Source organism: Micromonospora sp. WMMA1947, from assembly GCF_027497355.1.
In the GTDB taxonomy this organism is placed as follows: Bacteria; Actinomycetota; Actinomycetes; order Mycobacteriales; family Micromonosporaceae; genus Micromonospora.
In genome coordinates, this window is record NZ_CP114909.1 from 1,452,302 (window position 1) to 1,467,902 (window position 15,601).

Sequence of the window (15,601 nt, forward strand, 5' to 3'; positions counted from 1 at the left end):
TCACGTAACCCGCAAGATCCTTGAGCTGCGAGATCGTCCGCCGACGGATAGGTTGAACAGGTGCTGCCCGTAGCGTTCGCCCCGTCCACCTGGACGGCGACGCTGCGCCGGATCGCCCGCACGGCCGTGGCCAGCCTGGTGCTGATCGCCGGCCTCCAGGGCATCGCCGCCACACCCGCCCACGCCGCCGCGGCCCCGCACGCCACCGTCGCCTCGCACGCCGTCGCCACCGAGCACGTCCTGGCGATCGAGAACGTCGTGGCGATCGAGCACGCCGCGACGCGGCAGGCGGTCACCGCCGATGCCGCGCGTCCCGCCGAACTCATGACGGGCGACGCCACGACCGCCGCCCTGCGCGCCACCGGCCCCGGCAGCGGCCCGGCCGTCACCGAGGCCCCGTCGACCGACTCCGCCGCGGGCGTTCCCGGCGTCGAGGTCGTCGCCGCCGCCGACCCCGGCCGGGCGGACATCGCCCGTCGCGGTCCGCCGCGCGCCTGACCGGGCACCCTTCCGGTACGCCCCGGCGCGGCCCCACCCGCCGCACGCCGCGCGCCCTGCCGCGCGTCCCGTCGCGTCCGAGTCACGACGCGCACCCGCCCGGATCTCCGGGCCACGACCGTTCATCGTCTTTCGTTCCACCCTGAGGTGCTGGTGATGCAGACCGTCTTCTCCGCCGTCCTGCCCGACATGCCCGCGGCCGCCGTGATCTGGCTGGTCCTGCTCGCCGTGGCCGCGACAGTGGTCGCCGCGCTGATCGTCCGCCCGTCGCGGTTCCGCTCGGAGCTGGTCGACCGGATCAGTGACGCGGCCCGGCCGAGCAGCATCGAACGTGCCGAGCGAGCCCGCGTACGGGACCAGGAGCGGACCCGCTACGCCGACGAGGTGGCGGTGGCCGCCTCCCGCGCGACGGCCACCGCGGAGCGGAGCCGGGCCGAGTGGCTGACCGCCCAGGAGGAGTCCGAGGCCGCCTGGCAGGCGTACCAGGCGGCTGAGGAGGACGTCCGGCGCCTCACCGCCGCCGCGGCGCTGCCGCTGCCCCGTACCGCCAAGACCCCGGCCGAGTACGCGGACCGGGAGCGCTGGCTGCACCGCGCCGCGATGGACGCCCAGTGGCGCAACGAGATCACGGTGCGGCAGCTCAGCGACATCCTCGGCGGCAACGGCTGGGACCCGAGCCGGCACCCGGTCGAGCAGGAACTGCTGCTGCGCCGGCTGGTCCGGGACAACATGGCGGCCCGGCACCGGGCCGCCACGCAGCGGGAGCAGGCCGCCTGGCAGGCAGCCGAGCTGGCCGCCGCGGCGGCGCAGAGCCTGCGCGACGAGGCGTTCGCGGCGCTGCATCCGGTCGCCGAGCCGCAGACCGCGCTCTCCATCGTGGGCTTCGCCGGGCCGGAGACCACCCGGGAACTGCCGGCCGGCACGGTCGCCGACGTCACCCGGGAGCTGCCGCCGGTGGCTCGCGGCCGCGCGGCCGTGGCGACCTGAGCCGGCTCCGCGCTGCATTCCTTCCGAGCGATATGACTGAGGGGCATATTTATGCCTCTCAGTCATATGCGTTTCCGGGAGTCATCTCTCGGCGGTGGCTACGGCGAGTAGCCGACGCTTTCCCGAGCGGGGCGGGGGGATGGACCGCGCCCGCGGGCGGCCTGGGCCCGGCTCGGCTAGCGTGATGCCGTGTCCCGTGAATCCTGGGTGCTTGTCGCACTCGCCGCCGTCCTCGCGGTGGCCATGCTGGCCGGGGCGGTGCTGCTCGCCATCCGGGTGGTCCGCACCCGCCGTATGCTCGGCGCGCTCGGCGCCGGCGGCAAGGTCGCGTTCTACGGCGCGCTGATCTACACCATCCTGCCGGTGGACCTGCTGCCCGACCCGATCTACCTGGACGACATGGGCGTGCTGGCCGGCGCGCTGTTCTACCTGGGCCGGCTGGTCACGAAGCACCGTGCCGAGCAGCGGGCCGCCCAGTCCGCCCAGGCGATGCCGCTGGCCGTAGCGCCGCCGCGTCCGTCGGATCGTCCCTGACGAGGAGACAGCATGGCTGGGCGTCACCGGTTGGACCCGCACGACGAGCGGGTCGCCCGGTTCTTCGCGGACCGGCACCTCGCCACCCTCACCACACCGCGTGCCGACGGCACCCCGCACGTCGTACCCGTGGGGGTGACCTTCGACCCGGCGGCCGGGCTGGCCCGGGTGATCACCTCGGCCGGGTCGGCCAAGGCCCGGCACGTCGCGGCGGCCGGGCCGGACGGCGTGCCGGTCGCCGTGTGCCAGGTCGACGGCCGCTGGTGGCTGACCGTGGAGGGCCGGGCGGTGCTGCGCCGCGACCCGGAGTCGGTGGCGGAGGCCGAGCGGCGGTACGCCGAGCGTTATCGCACGCCGCGCCCGAATCCGGAGCGGGTGGTCATCGAGATCGCGGTGACCCGGCTCCTGGGAAGCCTCCCCGGCTGAGGCGTCTGTCCGGTTCCGCGGTGGCCCCGGTCACGCCCGGAAATGGGCTGCCGCGGCAGGGCGGTTGAACTCTCCGTACGCCGAGCGCCACTCCTGGTGCCGCGTCTCCCCGCACGGAGCCGTCGACCCCCGAATGGAGCCTCGACCATGAACCCGATCATCCGTAAGTGTGTGCTGTCCGTCGCCGGCCTGGCCGCGGCCGGCGGTGCCGTGGCCGGCCCGGCCGCCGCCCACGCCGCCCCGGTCAAGAGCAAGGGTGACCGTGCCGCCGACTACGAGTACCAGGCCCAGCCGAACTACTTCTACTGCGGTCCCGCCTCGACCCGGATCGCGCTGTCGGCCGAGGGCAAGGACGTGAGCCAGGACGAGCTGGCGGCCAAGCTCGGCACCACCGAGAACGGCACCGACTCGGCCATCGACATCACCCGGGTCCTGAACGAGTACACCGGCGGCAAGTACCGGACCACCGAGATCCGCGACGACGTGGCCACCCGGGAGCAGGTCGACCGCCTGCGTGCGGACATCCGTACCGCCGTGGACGACGACCGGCCGGTGGTGGCGAACATCCTGGGCGGCGCCCGGGACATCGACGGGGTGGAGCACAGCTACCCCGGCCACTACGTGACAGTCGTTCGGTACGAGGGCGACGGCGACCGGGTGCTGATCGCCGACCCGGCCCGGCCGGACGAGCCGACGTACTGGATGGACGTGACCGAGCTGGCCAACTGGATCGCCGGCCGCGGCTACAGCTCCTGACCCGCACGGGCCGGTCCCCTTCTGGGGGGCCGGCCCGACGCCGGGGTACGTCAGCGGCCGGTGTCGCCCTCGCCGGTGCGCTGCTGCGCCATGTCGACGCCCTTGTCGATCTGCGCGTCGTACTTGCCGCCGCTGCGCTTGTCGGCCGCGTCACCCGCCTTCTCGATGCCCTGGTCGACCTGCTTGTCATGCTTGTCCGCGAAGTCCTTCGCCTTGTCCATGAAGTCGCTCATCCCCGATCTCCCTTCGATACGGTGAATGCCTTCCCTGAGGCCGAGGGCACAAACACGGGGTGGGCGGTTACGGCCCTGGTGTCGGATCGGCCCGCGTCGGGTACCAACGGCCCGGATCGAGGAGGGCGACGTGGACGACGACGCTGGAATACCTGGCCGGGCACCGACCGCCGGACCGCGGCAGACCTGGGCGGGACTGCCCTGGCCGGTACGAACGGCGGTCACCTGGAGCGCCTGTCTCCTGGTGGTCACCGCAGGGCTGTGGCTGCTCGGGCAGATCGCCGTACTACTGGCGCCGCTGGCGGTGGCGCTGGCCGGCACGCTCTTCCTCGCCGCGCTGCTCGACCCGGTCCTGGTACGCCTGCGCCGGCTCCGGGTGCCGGCCGGGCTCGCCGCCCTCCTGAGCATCCTGCTGCTGCTCGGCATCCTGGGCGGCGCCGGCGTCCTGGTCTGGAACCTCACCGCGAGCCAGTTCAGCGAGCTGAGCCAGCAGCTCGACGAGGGGTTGCAGCGCACCCGGGACTTCGTCACCTCCAGCCTGCCGGTCACCGACCAGCAGCTCGACCGGCTCGTGGAGCAGATCCGGAAGGGCCTGAGCAGCGGCGCGCCCGATCCGGTCGCCGGGGCGCGCAAGGTCGCCGAGGTCGCGGGCGCGGTGCTGCTCGCCTTGGTGCTGCTGTTCTTCCTGCTCAAGGACGGCCGTTCGATGTGGCACTGGGTGCTGCGGCGGCTGACCGGACCACGCCGGGAGCTGACCGCCGAGGCGGGACGGGCGGGCTGGCGGACGCTCGGCGCGTACAGCCGGGGCACGATGATCATTGCCGCGATCGACGCCATCGGCATCGGGCTGGCGCTTGTCGTGTTGCGCGTCCCGCTGGCCCTGCCGCTCGCCCTGATCACGTTCCTCGGCGGGTTCGTACCGATCATCGGCGCCACAGTGGCCGGTGCGGTGGCGGTGCTCGTCGCGCTCGCCGCGAACGGTCCCACCACCGCGTTGCTGACCCTGGCCGCCGTGATCGCCGTCCAGCAGATCGAGGGCAACCTGCTGGAACCACTGGTGATGCGGCGGCAGGTGCAGCTGCACCCGGCGGTCATCCTGGTCGTGGTCACCGCCGGCACGCTGGTCGCCGGGGTGGCCGGGGCATTCGTGTCGGTGCCGATCGCGGCGGTGCTCTGGCGGGTGCTCGACACCGTGCAGCGCCACCGCGCCGCCGAGCGGAGCGGTACCGAGCGCAGCGGCACCGGCGTACCCGCGCCGACCGCCGACCCGGGCCGCGCCGCCGAAGCAGCGGGCTGACGACCGGCGCGGCCGTTCAGGCGGGGTGCGGCTGGCGCAGGTGCGTGATGAACCACGTACCTGCCTGGTCGGCCACCTGCTCCAGCGTGCCGGGCTCCTCGAACAGGTGCGTGGCGCCGGGCACGATCCGCAGCTCCGCCACTTCGCCGAGCGCGTCCCGGGCCTGCTCGTTGAGCACGATCACCTGCTCGTCCAGGCCGCCGACGAGCAGCAGCGTCGGTGCGCGTACCGCCGTCAGTGAGCTGCCTGCCAGATCCGGCCGGCCGCCCCGGGAGACCACCGCGCCCACCCGGTCCGGCCGGGCCGCGGCGGCGACCAGCGCGGCGGCGGCGCCGGTGCTGGCGCCGAACAGCCCGATCGGGAGCCGCCCCAGCTCCGGGTCGGCGCCCATCCAGTCGACGATCCCGGCCAGGCGCTCGGCCAACATGCCGATGTCGAAGCGCAGCTCGGCGGTGACCTCGTCCCGGGCCTCCTCGTCGGCGGTCAGCAGGTCGACGAGCATCGTGGCCAGCCCGCGCTCGTTGAGCGCACGCCCGACGGCCATGTTGCGCGGGCTGTGCCGCGAACTGCCGCTGCCGTGCGCGAACAGCACCACCCCACCGGCGTTGCCGGGCACGCTGACATCCCCGACGAGCCCTCCGTCCACCACAGGCACCGAAACCTCACGCATATCCCTCCACCCCCACCCACCCGATACCCGCCAGCCGAACGATCATGAAGTTGACGGCCCAGAAAGCGCTTCCCCACCCCGCCAACTTCATGATCACGCCATCCGGGCAAGACCACGGGGAACGCCCGCGGGGAACCCCGCGCGGGGAGGCCGACGCGTGCGGGGTTGCGTTGACGTCGGCGGCAAGGTTTAGCGTCGATTCACGGAGACGGACGGGGGCGGCGGATGCGGATCGGGGAACTGGCGCAGCGGGCCGGTACGAGCACCCGCACCCTGCGCTACTACGAGGCACACGGGCTGGTCCGGCCGAACCGGTCCGCAAACGGATACCGGGTCTACGACGAGGCGGAACTGCGCGTCGTCCGCGAGATCCGGGCCCTGCTGGCGATCGGCTTCGGCCTGGACGACATCCGCCCGTTCGTCGCCTGCCTGCGCGCCGGAAACGACTCCGGTGACGTCTGCCCCGATTCGGTGGCGGTGCTGCGGCGCAAGCTCGCCGAGGTGGACGACTACCTCGACCGGCTCGGCGACGTCCGCCGCCGGCTGCACGACCAGCTCGCCCACGCGATCGCCCAACGGGAGGAAACATGCCTCAGGACACGGGGACCGGCCGGCTGACCCCGGTCACCGACGACACCTTCGCGGCCGCCGTGCTGGCCGCCGACCGGCCGGTGGTGGTGGATTTCTGGGCCGAGTGGTGCCCGCCGTGCCGGGTGGTGTCGAAGCACCTGGCCGAGCTGGCCGAGGAGTTCGGCGACGCACTGCGCTTCGTCACCCTCAACACCGACGAGAACCCGGCCACCACCCGCGCCCACCGGATCATGTCCGCGCCGACCATGCTGGTGTTCCGGGGCGGCGAGGTGGTCGGCTCGATCGTCGGCTCCCGCCCGAAGGACCACCTGCGGCGCAGCTTCGCCCAGCACGCGGACGGTTGAGCCGCCGCCGGGCGGGAACGCGCCGGGTGACCACGGACCCCGACCGATCGCGAGGATCGTCATGGCGAAACAGGACAGGTCCCGGGAACAGGAACTCACCGACCAGGAACGCCGTAAGCAGGAACTGAAGGGCTCACCGGACTGGGCCGACCGCGCCTCGACGGCGCGCACGTCCGACGATCCGCGGGCCACGGCGCCGCGCGACGCCGGCGGGCGTCCGTCCAACGGCCGCCAGTTCTGAGGTACGCGTACCGAGCGGCCCCGCCCGTCGTGGCGGGCCGCTCAGTTCGTGCGTTCCGGCAGGTGCATCAGCGGCGCGCGGCCCTGCGGCTGCTCCGGCTGCGACCCGCTCGGGTGTGCCGGCGGCACCGCCACGGTCACCGGCTGCGCGGAGGTGACCCGCACCGGCTCGCCGTGGTGCCGCAGCTCGACGACGGTGTCCGGCCCGCCGTTGCGCAGCGAGTACGTCGTCTGGTGCGGCCGGACGTCGACCCGCAGCCGCATCCCGCGCCACTGGAGCGAGAACTCCAGGCGGCTGAGGCGGCTGGAGAGCCGGGGCGCGAAGGAGAGCGTCCCGTCGTGGTCGCGCAGCCCGCCGAACCCGGCCACGAGCGCGATCCAGGCGCCGGCCAGTGATGCCATGTGCACACCGTCGCGGGTGTTCTCGTTGAGGTCGTGCAGGTCCATCAGCGCGGCCTCGCGCAGGTAGCGGTGGGCCAGTTCGAGGTAGCCGACCTCGGCCGCCAGCACCGCCTGGGTGCAGGCGCTCAGCGACGAGTCGCGTACGGTGCGCCGCTCGTAGTAGACGAAGTTGCGCAGCTTCTCGGCGGCGCTGAACGCGTCGCCCCGCCAGTGCATGGCCAGCACCAGGTCGGCCTGCTTGACGACCTGCTTGCGGTAGAGGTCGAAGTACGGGTAGTGCAGCAGCAGCGGGTACTTCTCCGGCGGCGTGTGCTCGAAGTCCCACTCCTGGAAGCGGGTGAACCCCTCCACCTGCTCGTGCACGTCGGTCTCCGCGTCGTACGGGACGTGCATGTCGTTCGCGGCGTCCCGCCAGGCGGCGGCCTCCTCCTCGGTCACGCCGAGGTCGAGCGCCTGGTCGCGGTAGCGCATCGCGCAGTCCGCGGCGGTACGCAGGTTCCGCTGGGCCATGAGGTTGGTGTAGACGTTGTCGTTCTTGACCGCCGTGTACTCGTCCGGGCCGGTCACGCCGTCGATGTGGAACCGTCCGGCGCGGTCGTGGTGGCCGAGCGAGCGCCACAGCCGGGCGGTCTCGACAAGCAGTTCCAGACCGATCTCCCGTTCCAGCGCCTCGTCGCCGGTGACCAGTACGTAGCGGCGCAACGCGTCGGCGACGTCGGCGGCGATGTGGAACGCGGCGGTCCCGGCCGGCCAGTACGCCGACGACTCCGGCCCTTCGATGGTGCGCCACGGGAAGGCCGCGCCGGCGAGGTTCAGCGTGCGGGCGCGTTCCTGCGCCTGGGCCAGCGTGTCGTACCGCCACTGCAACGCGTCACGCACCGCGGTCGGCTGCGTGTAGGTGAGCACCGGCAGTACGAACATCTCGGTGTCCCAGAACGCGTGGCCGTCGTACCCCGGGCCGGTGAGGCCCTTGGCCGAGATCGGCCGGCGTTCCGCGCGGGCGCCGGCCTGGAGGACGTGGAACAGGCCGAACCGGACGGCCTGCTGCACCTCGGGGTCGCCCTCGACGCGCACGTCGGCGGCGTCCCAGAACGCGTCCAGGTATTCGCGCTGGGCCCGGCGCAGGCCGTCCCAGCCGTCGAGCCGGGCCGCTGCGAGCGCCGCGCCGACCTGGTCGCGCAGCGCCGGGAGCGACCGGCGGCTGGACCAGCCGTACGTGAGGTACTTGACCACGCGGAGCGTCTGGCCGGGCTTGAGCACGCAGCCGATGGTGGTGCGGACCCAGTCCTCGTACCCCTCGCTCTCGATCGTGGTGCGTTCGGGCCCGTCCACGTCGTGGCCCATGGCGGCGGCGACCCGCAGGCCGCTGACCTTGGTCCGGTGGATGAGCTGCCCGCCGTCGTCGGTGGTCAGCTCCTCCTCGGCCTGCAACGGCGACTCGAGTACGGCGGCGACCCGGGGGTCGCGGCTCTGCGGCGGCAGCGACTCGTTGGCGACCAGCTCGGACTGGAGGATCAGGCGCAGCGGCCCGTCGACCGGCTCCACCTCGTAGTGGATGGCGGCCACCGAGCGCTGGGTGAACGACACCAGGCGGGTGGTACGGACCTTGACCTCGCGACCGGCCGGGGAACGCCAGTGCAGATCCCGCTGGAGGGTGCCGGCGCGCATGTCGAGGACCCGCTCGTGGGCGAGCAGTTCGCCGTAGCGCACGTCGAGCGGCTCGTCGTCGACGAGCAGCCGGATCAGCTTGCCGTTCGTGACGTTGACGATGGTCTGCCCGGACTCGGGGAAACCGAAGCCGGCCTCCGCGTACGGCAGCGGGCGCAGCTCGTAGAACGAGTTCAGGTAGGTGCCGGGCAGCCCGTGCGGCTCGCCCTCGTCGAGGTTGCCGCGCAACCCGATGTGCCCGTTCGACAGCGCGAACACCGACTCGGACTGGGCCAGCACGTCCATGTCGAGCTGCATCTCCCGGACGTGCCAGGGCTCGACCGGGTACGCCCGTTCCCGGATCACGCGGCCGGCTCCGGGGCGAGCAGGTCGGCGAGGTCGGTGACCACCACGTCGGCGCCGTTCGCCAGCAGCTCGTCGGCCTGGCCGACCCGGTCGACGCCCACCACGTACCCGAATCCGCCGGCCCGCCCGGCGGCCACACCGGCGAGGGCGTCCTCGAAGACGGCCGCGTGCGCCGGTTCGACGCCGAGCAGTCGCGCGCCCTCCAGGAACGTGTCCGGGTGCGGCTTGCCGCGCAGCCCGCTCGCGCGGGCGACCACGCCGTCCACCCTTGCCTCCAGCCAGCGTTCCAGCCCGGCGGCGTGCACCACGGCGGCGCAGTTGGCGCTGGCCGAGACGACGGCGCGGCGCAGCCCGGCCGAGGTGGCCGCTTCCAGGTAGCGCACCGATCCCTCGTACACCTCGACGCCGTTGTGCTCGATCCGCTGGAGCAGCACGACGTTCTTACGGTTGCCGAGGCCGTTGACGGTGTCCGCCTCGGGCGGGTCGTCCGGCGATCCCTCGGGCAGCGTGATGCCGCGCGAGGCCAGGAATGTGCGCACCCCGTCGGCGCGCGGTCTGCCGTCCACGTACCGGTTGTAGTCCGGTCCGCTGTCGAACGGGTGGAACGGCTCGCCGGTTTCCGCGGACCGTCGCCGCAGATACGCGTCGAACGTCTCCGCCCAGGCGGCGTTGTGCACCTTGGCGGTCTGCGTCAGCACACCGTCCAGATCGAAGAGACAAGCGCGCACGTGCGCGGGGAGGCCCAGCATCGCTTGAATCTAACCAGAGCCCGCGCCGGGCAAACACCATTCAGGGCTCAGCGGTTCGGGCGGAGCGTCCAGATCACGGTGAGCGAGGAGGTGAGCGTGCCGTCCTCGGTGCGGACCTCCACCTCGACCGGGAACTCCGGCCGCTGCCCGGCGTCCAGCTCGGCCAGCACCTCGGCGGGTACGCCACCGAGCCGTGCGGTAGCCAGCACCGACCCCATCGCGATCTTGCGGAAGTGGACGGAGGCGGTCACCGGCAGGGGTACGGCCCGGTCGAGGACGTGCCCGAAGGCGGCCAGGACGACCGCGCCCGAGGCACTCTCCCCGAGCGTGAACATGGCGCCGGCGTGCGGCCCGCCGAGGTGGTTGTGGTGCGCCGCGATGTCGGGGAGCCGGGCCACGACCCGGACCCCGCCTTCGGCCTCGGGCGCCACCTCGACGAACTCGATCCCGAGCGTGCGGGCGAACGGCACGGCGTCGAGGATTCCGGCCGCCACCTGGCGAGAGTCGATGCTCATGCCCGAACGCTACTCGCCGGTAACAACCCCGGCAAGATGCCGGAACACGCTGGCCAAATGTCACCAAGTAAGTGACATCCGCACCGCATGGAGCTAGCGTTGTCTCTTATTAAGAGACATTGGGACATGAGATGATCTTCTCCACCCCTGAACTCAGCGATCACGACGAGACCGTGCTGGCCGAGGTGCACGACATGCGTCGCGTGCTCGCCGATGTCCTGCGCACTCCTCGCCGGTGGACCGGTGGCCTCCGGCGCACGATGTTGGCCCGCGCGATTCTCGGCTCCAACAGCATCGAGGGCTACGTGGTCGCCGAGGACGACGCCGCTGCCGCGCTGGACGGCGAGGAGCCGCTGAGCGCCGACGACCGAACCTTCGCCGAGATTCGGGGCTATCGACAGGCTCTGGGATACGTGCTGCAGACCGCCGGGGATCCGCATTTCCGCTTCGAGACGTCGGTGATCCGCAGCATGCACTACATGATGCTCTCGCACGATCTGGGCAAGAGCCCGGGGCAATATCGCAAGGGCCCGATCTACGTACACGATGAGCGGACCGATGAGCGGGTGTACGAGGGCGCGGACGCCGACCACGTGCCTCACCTCATGGAGGAGCTAACCGAAGATCTACGGTCGGATGTCACCGCCTCCCCGCTCGTCAAAGCAGCCATGGCGCATCTGAACCTGGTGATGATCCATCCGTTCCGTGACGGCAACGGACGGATGGCACGCGCCCTTCAGACGCTGGTGCTCTCCCGCCGTGCGATCGTCGAGCCGGCCTTCTCCAGCATCGAGGAGTGGCTGGGCAGCAACACCGAGGACTACTACCGCGTGCTGGCGGTTACCGGGCGTGGCCGCTGGAACCCCGAAGGTTCGGCGCGCCTCTGGGTGTCGTTCAACCTGCGCGCCCATCACATGCAGGCACAGACCGTCGCTCGCCGCTTCGATGAGGCGTCCGGCATCTGGTCGGAGTTGGACGCGATCGTTGCCGAGAAAAGACTCCCTGAGCGGGTGACCGATCTGCTCTACGAGGCAGTCCTGGGCTACCGCATCCGTCGCTCCGGGTACGTCAAACTCGCCGATGTCGAGGATCGGACCGCATCTCGTGATCTGGCCAACCTGGTCGAGCAGGGCCTGCTGGAAGCACGAGGTGAGCGGCGGGGAAGGCATTACGTCGCCGGCCCCACGCTGGTCGTGGTACGGGAACGGGTCCATGCGCGGCGCAAGCCGATCAGGGATCCCTACCCGGCCATGCCGGTCGTTCTCGCGACCGAGGCTGCCAATTCGACCGGCTCGGGTGAGCGGTTGTAACCACGGTCCATGTCACGGCGCTGTCCGGCCCGATGGATCAGCTCAGCGGCGTTTCGGCGGCTGTCGACTTCGGGTAGCGAGTGGCCCATGAACCGCGATCTCGCGCGCGGGCTGACGGTGGCGTGGGCACTGCCGGAGTTCCGCGACGGGCTACGTCACCTCGTCGACCTCGACGAGGTGACAGTGCTGCTGGCCGCACTGTCCCTTCCGGACCGCGACCGCGAGGTGGAGCGGAGCGCGCTGGGCCTGCTGCGGTCCGGGCTCGACAGCACCGAGGTCCGGGAGGCGGTGTTGCTGCTGCTGGAGCGGGACACCGTACGCCGGCCGCTCGTCGCCGCGGCGGTCGAGCCGCTCGCCGACCGGCCCGGCCTGGTCACCGCCGTCACCTCCGCGGCCGAGGATCCCCGGGTACGCCACGAGGTACGGGCGATGCTGGACAGCGCGGGCGTCCGCGAGCTGATCTGGCGGGCGGTCGACGACCAGGTGAGCGACAACCGGTTCGGGCTGGTCCGCCGGGCGGCGGTGCTGTTCGTGCGGCACCCGAGCGCGCGGCGCCTGGGGTGGGCGCTCCGCCGGCACGGCGTTCTCCGCGAACTGCGCCACAGGGCGTGACCTGATCCTGCTGTTGCCCGGTCGTGTCACCGCCGAGATCTTCGGGCCCTACCGTCCAGTCGATGCGATCCCGTGCGGCGAAGGCGGCAGCGACTCTGGTGACCGTGCTGGGCACGCTGCTCGTCGTCGCGAGCTGTCTCAGTTGCATCCCGCTTCTGGCGCCGTCGGCGCCGTGCGACGGTGACACCTACGCTTCGGCGCAGGCGGCGAGGGACGCGTACGCCCTGCTGGTCCTGGCGATGACGGCGACGGCGGTCCTCTCCGTCGTCGTGGCCCGGGTAGGCATCCGGCCCCGCGTCCGGAACCCCTGGCCGTGGCTGTCGGTCGCCGTACTGGGAATCGCCGTGAGTGCCGGCCTGCTGATCCCGATCGATCGCGCCGGCTCCTGCTGAGGCCGATCGGCAGTCACTCGTATCCCATCGCGGGGATGATTTCGCCCATTTCGCGCTCGACGTACGCGCGGGTGCCGGCGTCGAATTGGTCGTCGCGGTGCGCGAGCTTGCCCGCCTGGAACGTCGACGGGGTGACGGCGTCCTCGACGCCGAGCCGCTCGAACAGGGCCCGCCGCTGCCCGGGCCAGTCGGCCGCCAAGTCCTCCGCCCTCACCTCGACGTACCGCCGGCTCGTCAGGTCGGCCGCCTTCTTCCAGGCCAACCATCGCTGGTAGACCGGCACCAGATAGGCCAACGCCCCCTCGACGGTGGACGGCGCCCACGGCTGGGCCAGGTGGGAGGCGAGCACCGCGACCGGATGACGCTTGATGTGCACGATCGTCGCCTCGGGCACCAGCTCCCAGAGGAAATCCATGGCGAAGAGGTTGAACGGCGTCTTCTCGCACCAGGTCGGCTTGCCCGCGTCGGCCGCCGCCCCGGCGAACAGGGTGTCGACCAGGCCGCGCAGGACGCCGATCAGTTCGCCCCGCTCACCGAAGTACCTCGGGACGACCCGCCGTCGGCTCGCCGCCACGAACGGTCCGGCGGGCCGGTCGCCGTCCCCGAAGCCCTCCGGGGGTGCGGGTTCGTCGTACGCGTACGCGATGACCTGCGGCCAGAGCCGGTGTAGGGCCTCCCGGTAACGACCCACGCCGACCAGCTCGGGCACGGTCTTGCCCCGGTCGTCACGCCGCCCGGGCACGCGTACGGTGAGGAAGTCGCTCAGCCGGTGCAGGGCGTCCTCGCCGACGATGGGGTCGTACCGGTCGGTGAGCGCGTCGGCCAGGTCCCGCAGGCCACCGGGCTCGACAATGAACTTGGTCTCCATGGGGATCCGGTGGATCAGCGGATGCTGGCCGATGACGTCGGCGATCCGCGACGTGCCCGAGCGGCCCGTGCCCGCGACGAAGACCGGTGAGGGAGACGGCATGGACGGCAGTCAAACTTCCGGCCCGGCGCGGGGGCAACCTCATTATCCCCGCCGCGATCAGCTGATCGACCTCCTAGCCGACGCGGTCGGGTCCGTCACCGTGGCACACCCGACCCGGGTCGCCGTCGACGGGCCGCCCGCCGCCGGCAAGACCACGCTCGCCGACGAGCTGGCCGCCGTCCTGCGGGCCCGGGGCCGGTACGTCATCCGGGCGACCGTCGACGACTTCCTCTTCCCCCGGGCGCGGCGCTACCGGCGCGGCGAGTTCTCGGCCGAGGGCTGCTACGTCGACACCCACGACCACCAGTCGCTGAACCGGGTGCTGCTCGACCCGCTCGGCCCCGACGGCGATCGACGCTTCCGGCGCACGATCTACGACCACACCACCGACGCGGTGCTGTCCCCGCTGCCCACCACCGCCCCCGCCGACGCCGTGCTGGTGTTCGACGGCGTCTTCCTCCTGCGCCCGGAACTGGTCGACCGGTGGGAGCTGCGCGTCTTCGTGTCGACAGCGCTGGACCGTACCGTCGATCGTGCGGTGGTCCGGGAGAGCCCGGTGTCGTCCCGGGCCGACGTCGAACGGCGCTGGCGCGAGCGTTACCTGCCCGCCCAGCGGCTCTACTTCGCCACTGCCCGCCCGGTCGAGCACGCCGACGTCGTCGTGCACAACGACGACCCCGGACAGCCGATGTGGGAGACCCGGACGGCCTTGGATGGCAGGCTGCAACCATGGACAGGAAGCGGGTGACCGCCTGGATCGCGGCGTACGAGCAGGCGTGGCGCACGCCGGGAACGGCGGCGCTCGGCACGATGTTCACGACCGACGCGAGCTACCGGCAGGGGCCGTACCGGGATCCGGTCGTTGGCCTGCCCGCCATCACCCGCATGTGGGACAGCGAACGCGACGGGCCCGACGAGGTCTTCGACATGACCGCGGAGGTCGTCGCGGTCGACGGCGACACCGCCGTGGCACGGATCCAGGTCCGGTACGGCGACCCGGTCCACCAGGAGTGGCGCGATCTCTGGATCATACGCTTCGCCGAGGACGGCCGGTGCGCGTCGTTCGAGGAGTGGCCCTTCGCGCCGGACAAGGGGGCTACCGGTTGAGGCCGGCCGCCTGATCCGTGAGGATCACCCCGAGAACGCGGTGCGCGTCGGCTGCCTCCTCCGCGTCCTCGGGGTCGTCGAAGGTGCGGGACCAGGTGGAAAGGGTCTTCCAGAGGGCCCAGCCGCGTCCGCGCGCCCACGTCGCGTCGTCCACCGACAGGCGCTCGCGGAACGCCGCCCGGCCCTCGGCGGTCAACAACGTCCAGGCGATCGCCAGGTCGCAGGCCGGGTCACCGACGCCGCAGGTGCCGAAGTCGATGACGGCCGCCAGCCGGCCGTGCGTGAGCAGCAGGTTCCCCGGGGCGATGTCGCCGTGGAACCAGCGGTCCACCCCGTCCCAGCGGGCGCCGACCGCCCGCGCCCAGATCTCGCGTACCAGCGCGGCGTCGACGTGGCCGTCCAGCGCCACGAGCGCATCCTCGACTTTCTTGTCGTACGTGCGCAGCGTGCCGCCCCGGAACCAGTTGTGGACACCCGGCTGCGGGCCGTCCGCGGCGTCCACGTCCCGCAGGGCCGCGAGGAATTCGGCCAGGTCGAGCGCGAAGCGCACCGGGTCGGCGATGCGGTCCGGCCGGGCGGGCTCGCCGTCGAGCCATCGGTAGATCGACCACGGGTACGGGTAGCCCGCACCCGGCTCGCCCTTCGCCACCGGGGCGGGGACGGGCAACGGCAGCCGAGCCGCGAGGACCGGGAGCCACAGGTGTTCCTTGTCGACCGCCAGGGCGTACGCGGCAGCGCTGGGCAGACGCACCAGCAGCTCGGGGCCGAGGTGGAAGGTCCAGTTGTCCCAGCCGCCCTTGGCGACCGGCTCGATCGGGAGGCCGGCCAGGTGCGGGAACTGGCCGGCCACGAGGCGGCGCACCTGCTCCACGTCGACGGCGATGCGCCGTGGGGGAGGGCCGAGGTCGTAGCCGGAGTCGTCCGCTCCCACCGGGCGGTGGTTGTTAATAAGGGG

The 15,601-nt window shown here is 72.2% G+C and carries 21 protein-coding genes; 14 read left to right on the forward strand and 7 right to left on the reverse strand.

The genetic code is table 11. The features are described 5' to 3' along the window. The first annotated feature begins 60 nt into the window (after positions 1–60). The 5 genes from O7604_RS06915 to O7604_RS06935 all read left to right on the forward strand — a co-directional run bounded on the left by O7604_RS06915 (position 61) and on the right by O7604_RS06935 (position 3,201). The gene (locus tag O7604_RS06915; RefSeq protein ID WP_281579179.1) at positions 61–498 is read left to right on the forward strand and encodes a hypothetical protein; all 438 of its coding nucleotides are present in this window, start codon (positions 61–63) and stop codon (positions 496–498) included. A 156-nt stretch (positions 499–654) separates the two neighbouring features. Further along, complete coding sequence (locus tag O7604_RS06920; protein ID WP_269702629.1) at positions 655–1,485, forward strand: hypothetical protein; 831 nt, start codon at positions 655–657, stop codon at positions 1,483–1,485. A gap of 189 nt (positions 1,486–1,674) precedes the next feature. Then, complete coding sequence (locus tag O7604_RS06925; RefSeq protein WP_281579180.1) at positions 1,675–2,019, forward strand: YkvA family protein; 345 nt, start codon at positions 1,675–1,677, stop codon at positions 2,017–2,019. Between the two features lie 12 nt (positions 2,020–2,031). After that, entirely contained in the window at positions 2,032–2,445 is a 414-nt protein-coding gene (locus tag O7604_RS06930) for a TIGR03618 family F420-dependent PPOX class oxidoreductase (RefSeq protein WP_269702633.1), read from the forward strand. A gap of 147 nt (positions 2,446–2,592) precedes the next feature. Continuing rightward, positions 2,593–3,201 carry a C39 family peptidase gene (locus O7604_RS06935; protein ID WP_269702635.1) on the forward strand — a complete coding sequence of 203 codons (609 nt, stop codon included), beginning with the start codon at positions 2,593–2,595 and terminating at the stop codon, positions 3,199–3,201. Positions 3,202–3,251: 50 nt separating this feature from the next. Here O7604_RS06935 and O7604_RS06940 read toward each other — a convergent pair whose 3' ends face one another. Then, positions 3,252–3,434: an antitoxin gene (locus O7604_RS06940; protein ID WP_269702636.1), complete on the reverse strand. Its 183-nt coding sequence runs from the start codon at positions 3,432–3,434 to the stop codon at positions 3,252–3,254. 130 nt (positions 3,435–3,564) lie between these two features. Here O7604_RS06940 and O7604_RS06945 point away from each other — a divergent pair, with 130 nt between their 5' ends. After that, complete coding sequence (locus O7604_RS06945; RefSeq protein ID WP_269702638.1) at positions 3,565–4,731, forward strand: AI-2E family transporter; 1,167 nt, start codon at positions 3,565–3,567, stop codon at positions 4,729–4,731. Between the two features lie 16 nt (positions 4,732–4,747). Here the strand turns inward: O7604_RS06945 and O7604_RS06950 are convergent, their stop codons facing one another. Next, positions 4,748–5,401 (reverse strand): dienelactone hydrolase family protein, encoded by a 654-nt coding sequence (locus O7604_RS06950; RefSeq protein WP_269702639.1) that lies wholly within the window; start codon positions 5,399–5,401, stop codon positions 4,748–4,750. A gap of 225 nt (positions 5,402–5,626) precedes the next feature. Here O7604_RS06950 and O7604_RS06955 point away from each other — a divergent pair, with 225 nt between their 5' ends. The 3 genes from O7604_RS06955 (at position 5,627) to O7604_RS06965 (ending at position 6,577) form a co-directional block, all read left to right on the forward strand. Continuing rightward, positions 5,627–6,019 (forward strand): MerR family transcriptional regulator, encoded by a 393-nt coding sequence (locus tag O7604_RS06955; RefSeq protein WP_281579181.1) that lies wholly within the window; start codon positions 5,627–5,629, stop codon positions 6,017–6,019. After that, positions 5,989–6,336, forward strand: a complete 348-nt coding sequence (locus O7604_RS06960) for a thioredoxin domain-containing protein (RefSeq protein ID WP_269702641.1) — start codon at positions 5,989–5,991, stop codon at positions 6,334–6,336. Before O7604_RS06955 ends, O7604_RS06960 begins: the two co-directional genes overlap by 31 nt. A 61-nt stretch (positions 6,337–6,397) precedes the next feature. Continuing rightward, complete coding sequence (locus O7604_RS06965) at positions 6,398–6,577, forward strand: hypothetical protein (RefSeq protein WP_281579182.1); 180 nt, start codon at positions 6,398–6,400, stop codon at positions 6,575–6,577. Positions 6,578–6,618: 41 nt separating this feature from the next. Here O7604_RS06965 and O7604_RS06970 read toward each other — a convergent pair whose 3' ends face one another. Genes O7604_RS06970 through O7604_RS06980 form a run of 3 tightly spaced genes read right to left on the reverse strand, consistent with a single transcriptional unit; the run spans position 6,619 to position 10,255 of the window. After that, positions 6,619–8,991 (reverse strand): glycoside hydrolase family 65 protein, encoded by a 2,373-nt coding sequence (locus tag O7604_RS06970; protein WP_281579183.1) that lies wholly within the window; start codon positions 8,989–8,991, stop codon positions 6,619–6,621. After that, complete coding sequence (locus O7604_RS06975) at positions 8,988–9,740, reverse strand: beta-phosphoglucomutase family hydrolase (protein ID WP_281579184.1); 753 nt, start codon at positions 9,738–9,740, stop codon at positions 8,988–8,990. Before O7604_RS06975 ends, O7604_RS06970 begins: the two co-directional genes overlap by 4 nt. Before the next feature lie 47 nt (positions 9,741–9,787). Next, the gene (locus tag O7604_RS06980) at positions 9,788–10,255 is read right to left on the reverse strand and encodes a DUF4442 domain-containing protein (protein ID WP_269702650.1); all 468 of its coding nucleotides are present in this window, start codon (positions 10,253–10,255) and stop codon (positions 9,788–9,790) included. Positions 10,256–10,386: 131 nt separating this feature from the next. On the opposite strand from O7604_RS06980, the gene O7604_RS06985 reads away from it, so the two are divergent. The 3 genes from O7604_RS06985 (at position 10,387) to O7604_RS06995 (ending at position 12,569) form a co-directional block, all read left to right on the forward strand. Further along, complete coding sequence (locus tag O7604_RS06985; RefSeq protein WP_269702651.1) at positions 10,387–11,565, forward strand: Fic family protein; 1,179 nt, start codon at positions 10,387–10,389, stop codon at positions 11,563–11,565. An 87-nt stretch (positions 11,566–11,652) separates the two neighbouring features. Then, the gene (locus tag O7604_RS06990) at positions 11,653–12,177 is read left to right on the forward strand and encodes a hypothetical protein (RefSeq protein WP_269702653.1); all 525 of its coding nucleotides are present in this window, start codon (positions 11,653–11,655) and stop codon (positions 12,175–12,177) included. A gap of 62 nt (positions 12,178–12,239) precedes the next feature. Further along, positions 12,240–12,569 carry a hypothetical protein gene (locus O7604_RS06995; RefSeq protein ID WP_269702655.1) on the forward strand — a complete coding sequence of 110 codons (330 nt, stop codon included), beginning with the start codon at positions 12,240–12,242 and terminating at the stop codon, positions 12,567–12,569. Between the two features lie 13 nt (positions 12,570–12,582). Here the strand turns inward: O7604_RS06995 and O7604_RS07000 are convergent, their stop codons facing one another. Beyond that, complete coding sequence (locus O7604_RS07000) at positions 12,583–13,539, reverse strand: sulfotransferase (protein WP_281579185.1); 957 nt, start codon at positions 13,537–13,539, stop codon at positions 12,583–12,585. On the opposite strand from O7604_RS07000, the gene O7604_RS07005 reads away from it, so the two are divergent. Next, entirely contained in the window at positions 13,538–14,287 is a 750-nt protein-coding gene (locus O7604_RS07005) for an AAA family ATPase (protein WP_281579186.1), read from the forward strand. The genes O7604_RS07000 and O7604_RS07005 overlap by 2 nt on opposite strands. After that, the gene (locus tag O7604_RS07010) at positions 14,269–14,646 is read left to right on the forward strand and encodes a nuclear transport factor 2 family protein (RefSeq protein ID WP_281579187.1); all 378 of its coding nucleotides are present in this window, start codon (positions 14,269–14,271) and stop codon (positions 14,644–14,646) included. Before O7604_RS07005 ends, O7604_RS07010 begins: the two co-directional genes overlap by 19 nt. On the opposite strand, the gene O7604_RS07015 is transcribed toward O7604_RS07010, so the two are convergent. Continuing rightward, positions 14,636–15,577 carry an aminoglycoside phosphotransferase family protein gene (locus O7604_RS07015; protein ID WP_281579188.1) on the reverse strand — a complete coding sequence of 314 codons (942 nt, stop codon included), beginning with the start codon at positions 15,575–15,577 and terminating at the stop codon, positions 14,636–14,638. The two genes, O7604_RS07010 and O7604_RS07015, sit on opposite strands and share 11 nt — an antisense overlap. Between the last annotated feature and the right edge of the window lie 24 nt (positions 15,578–15,601).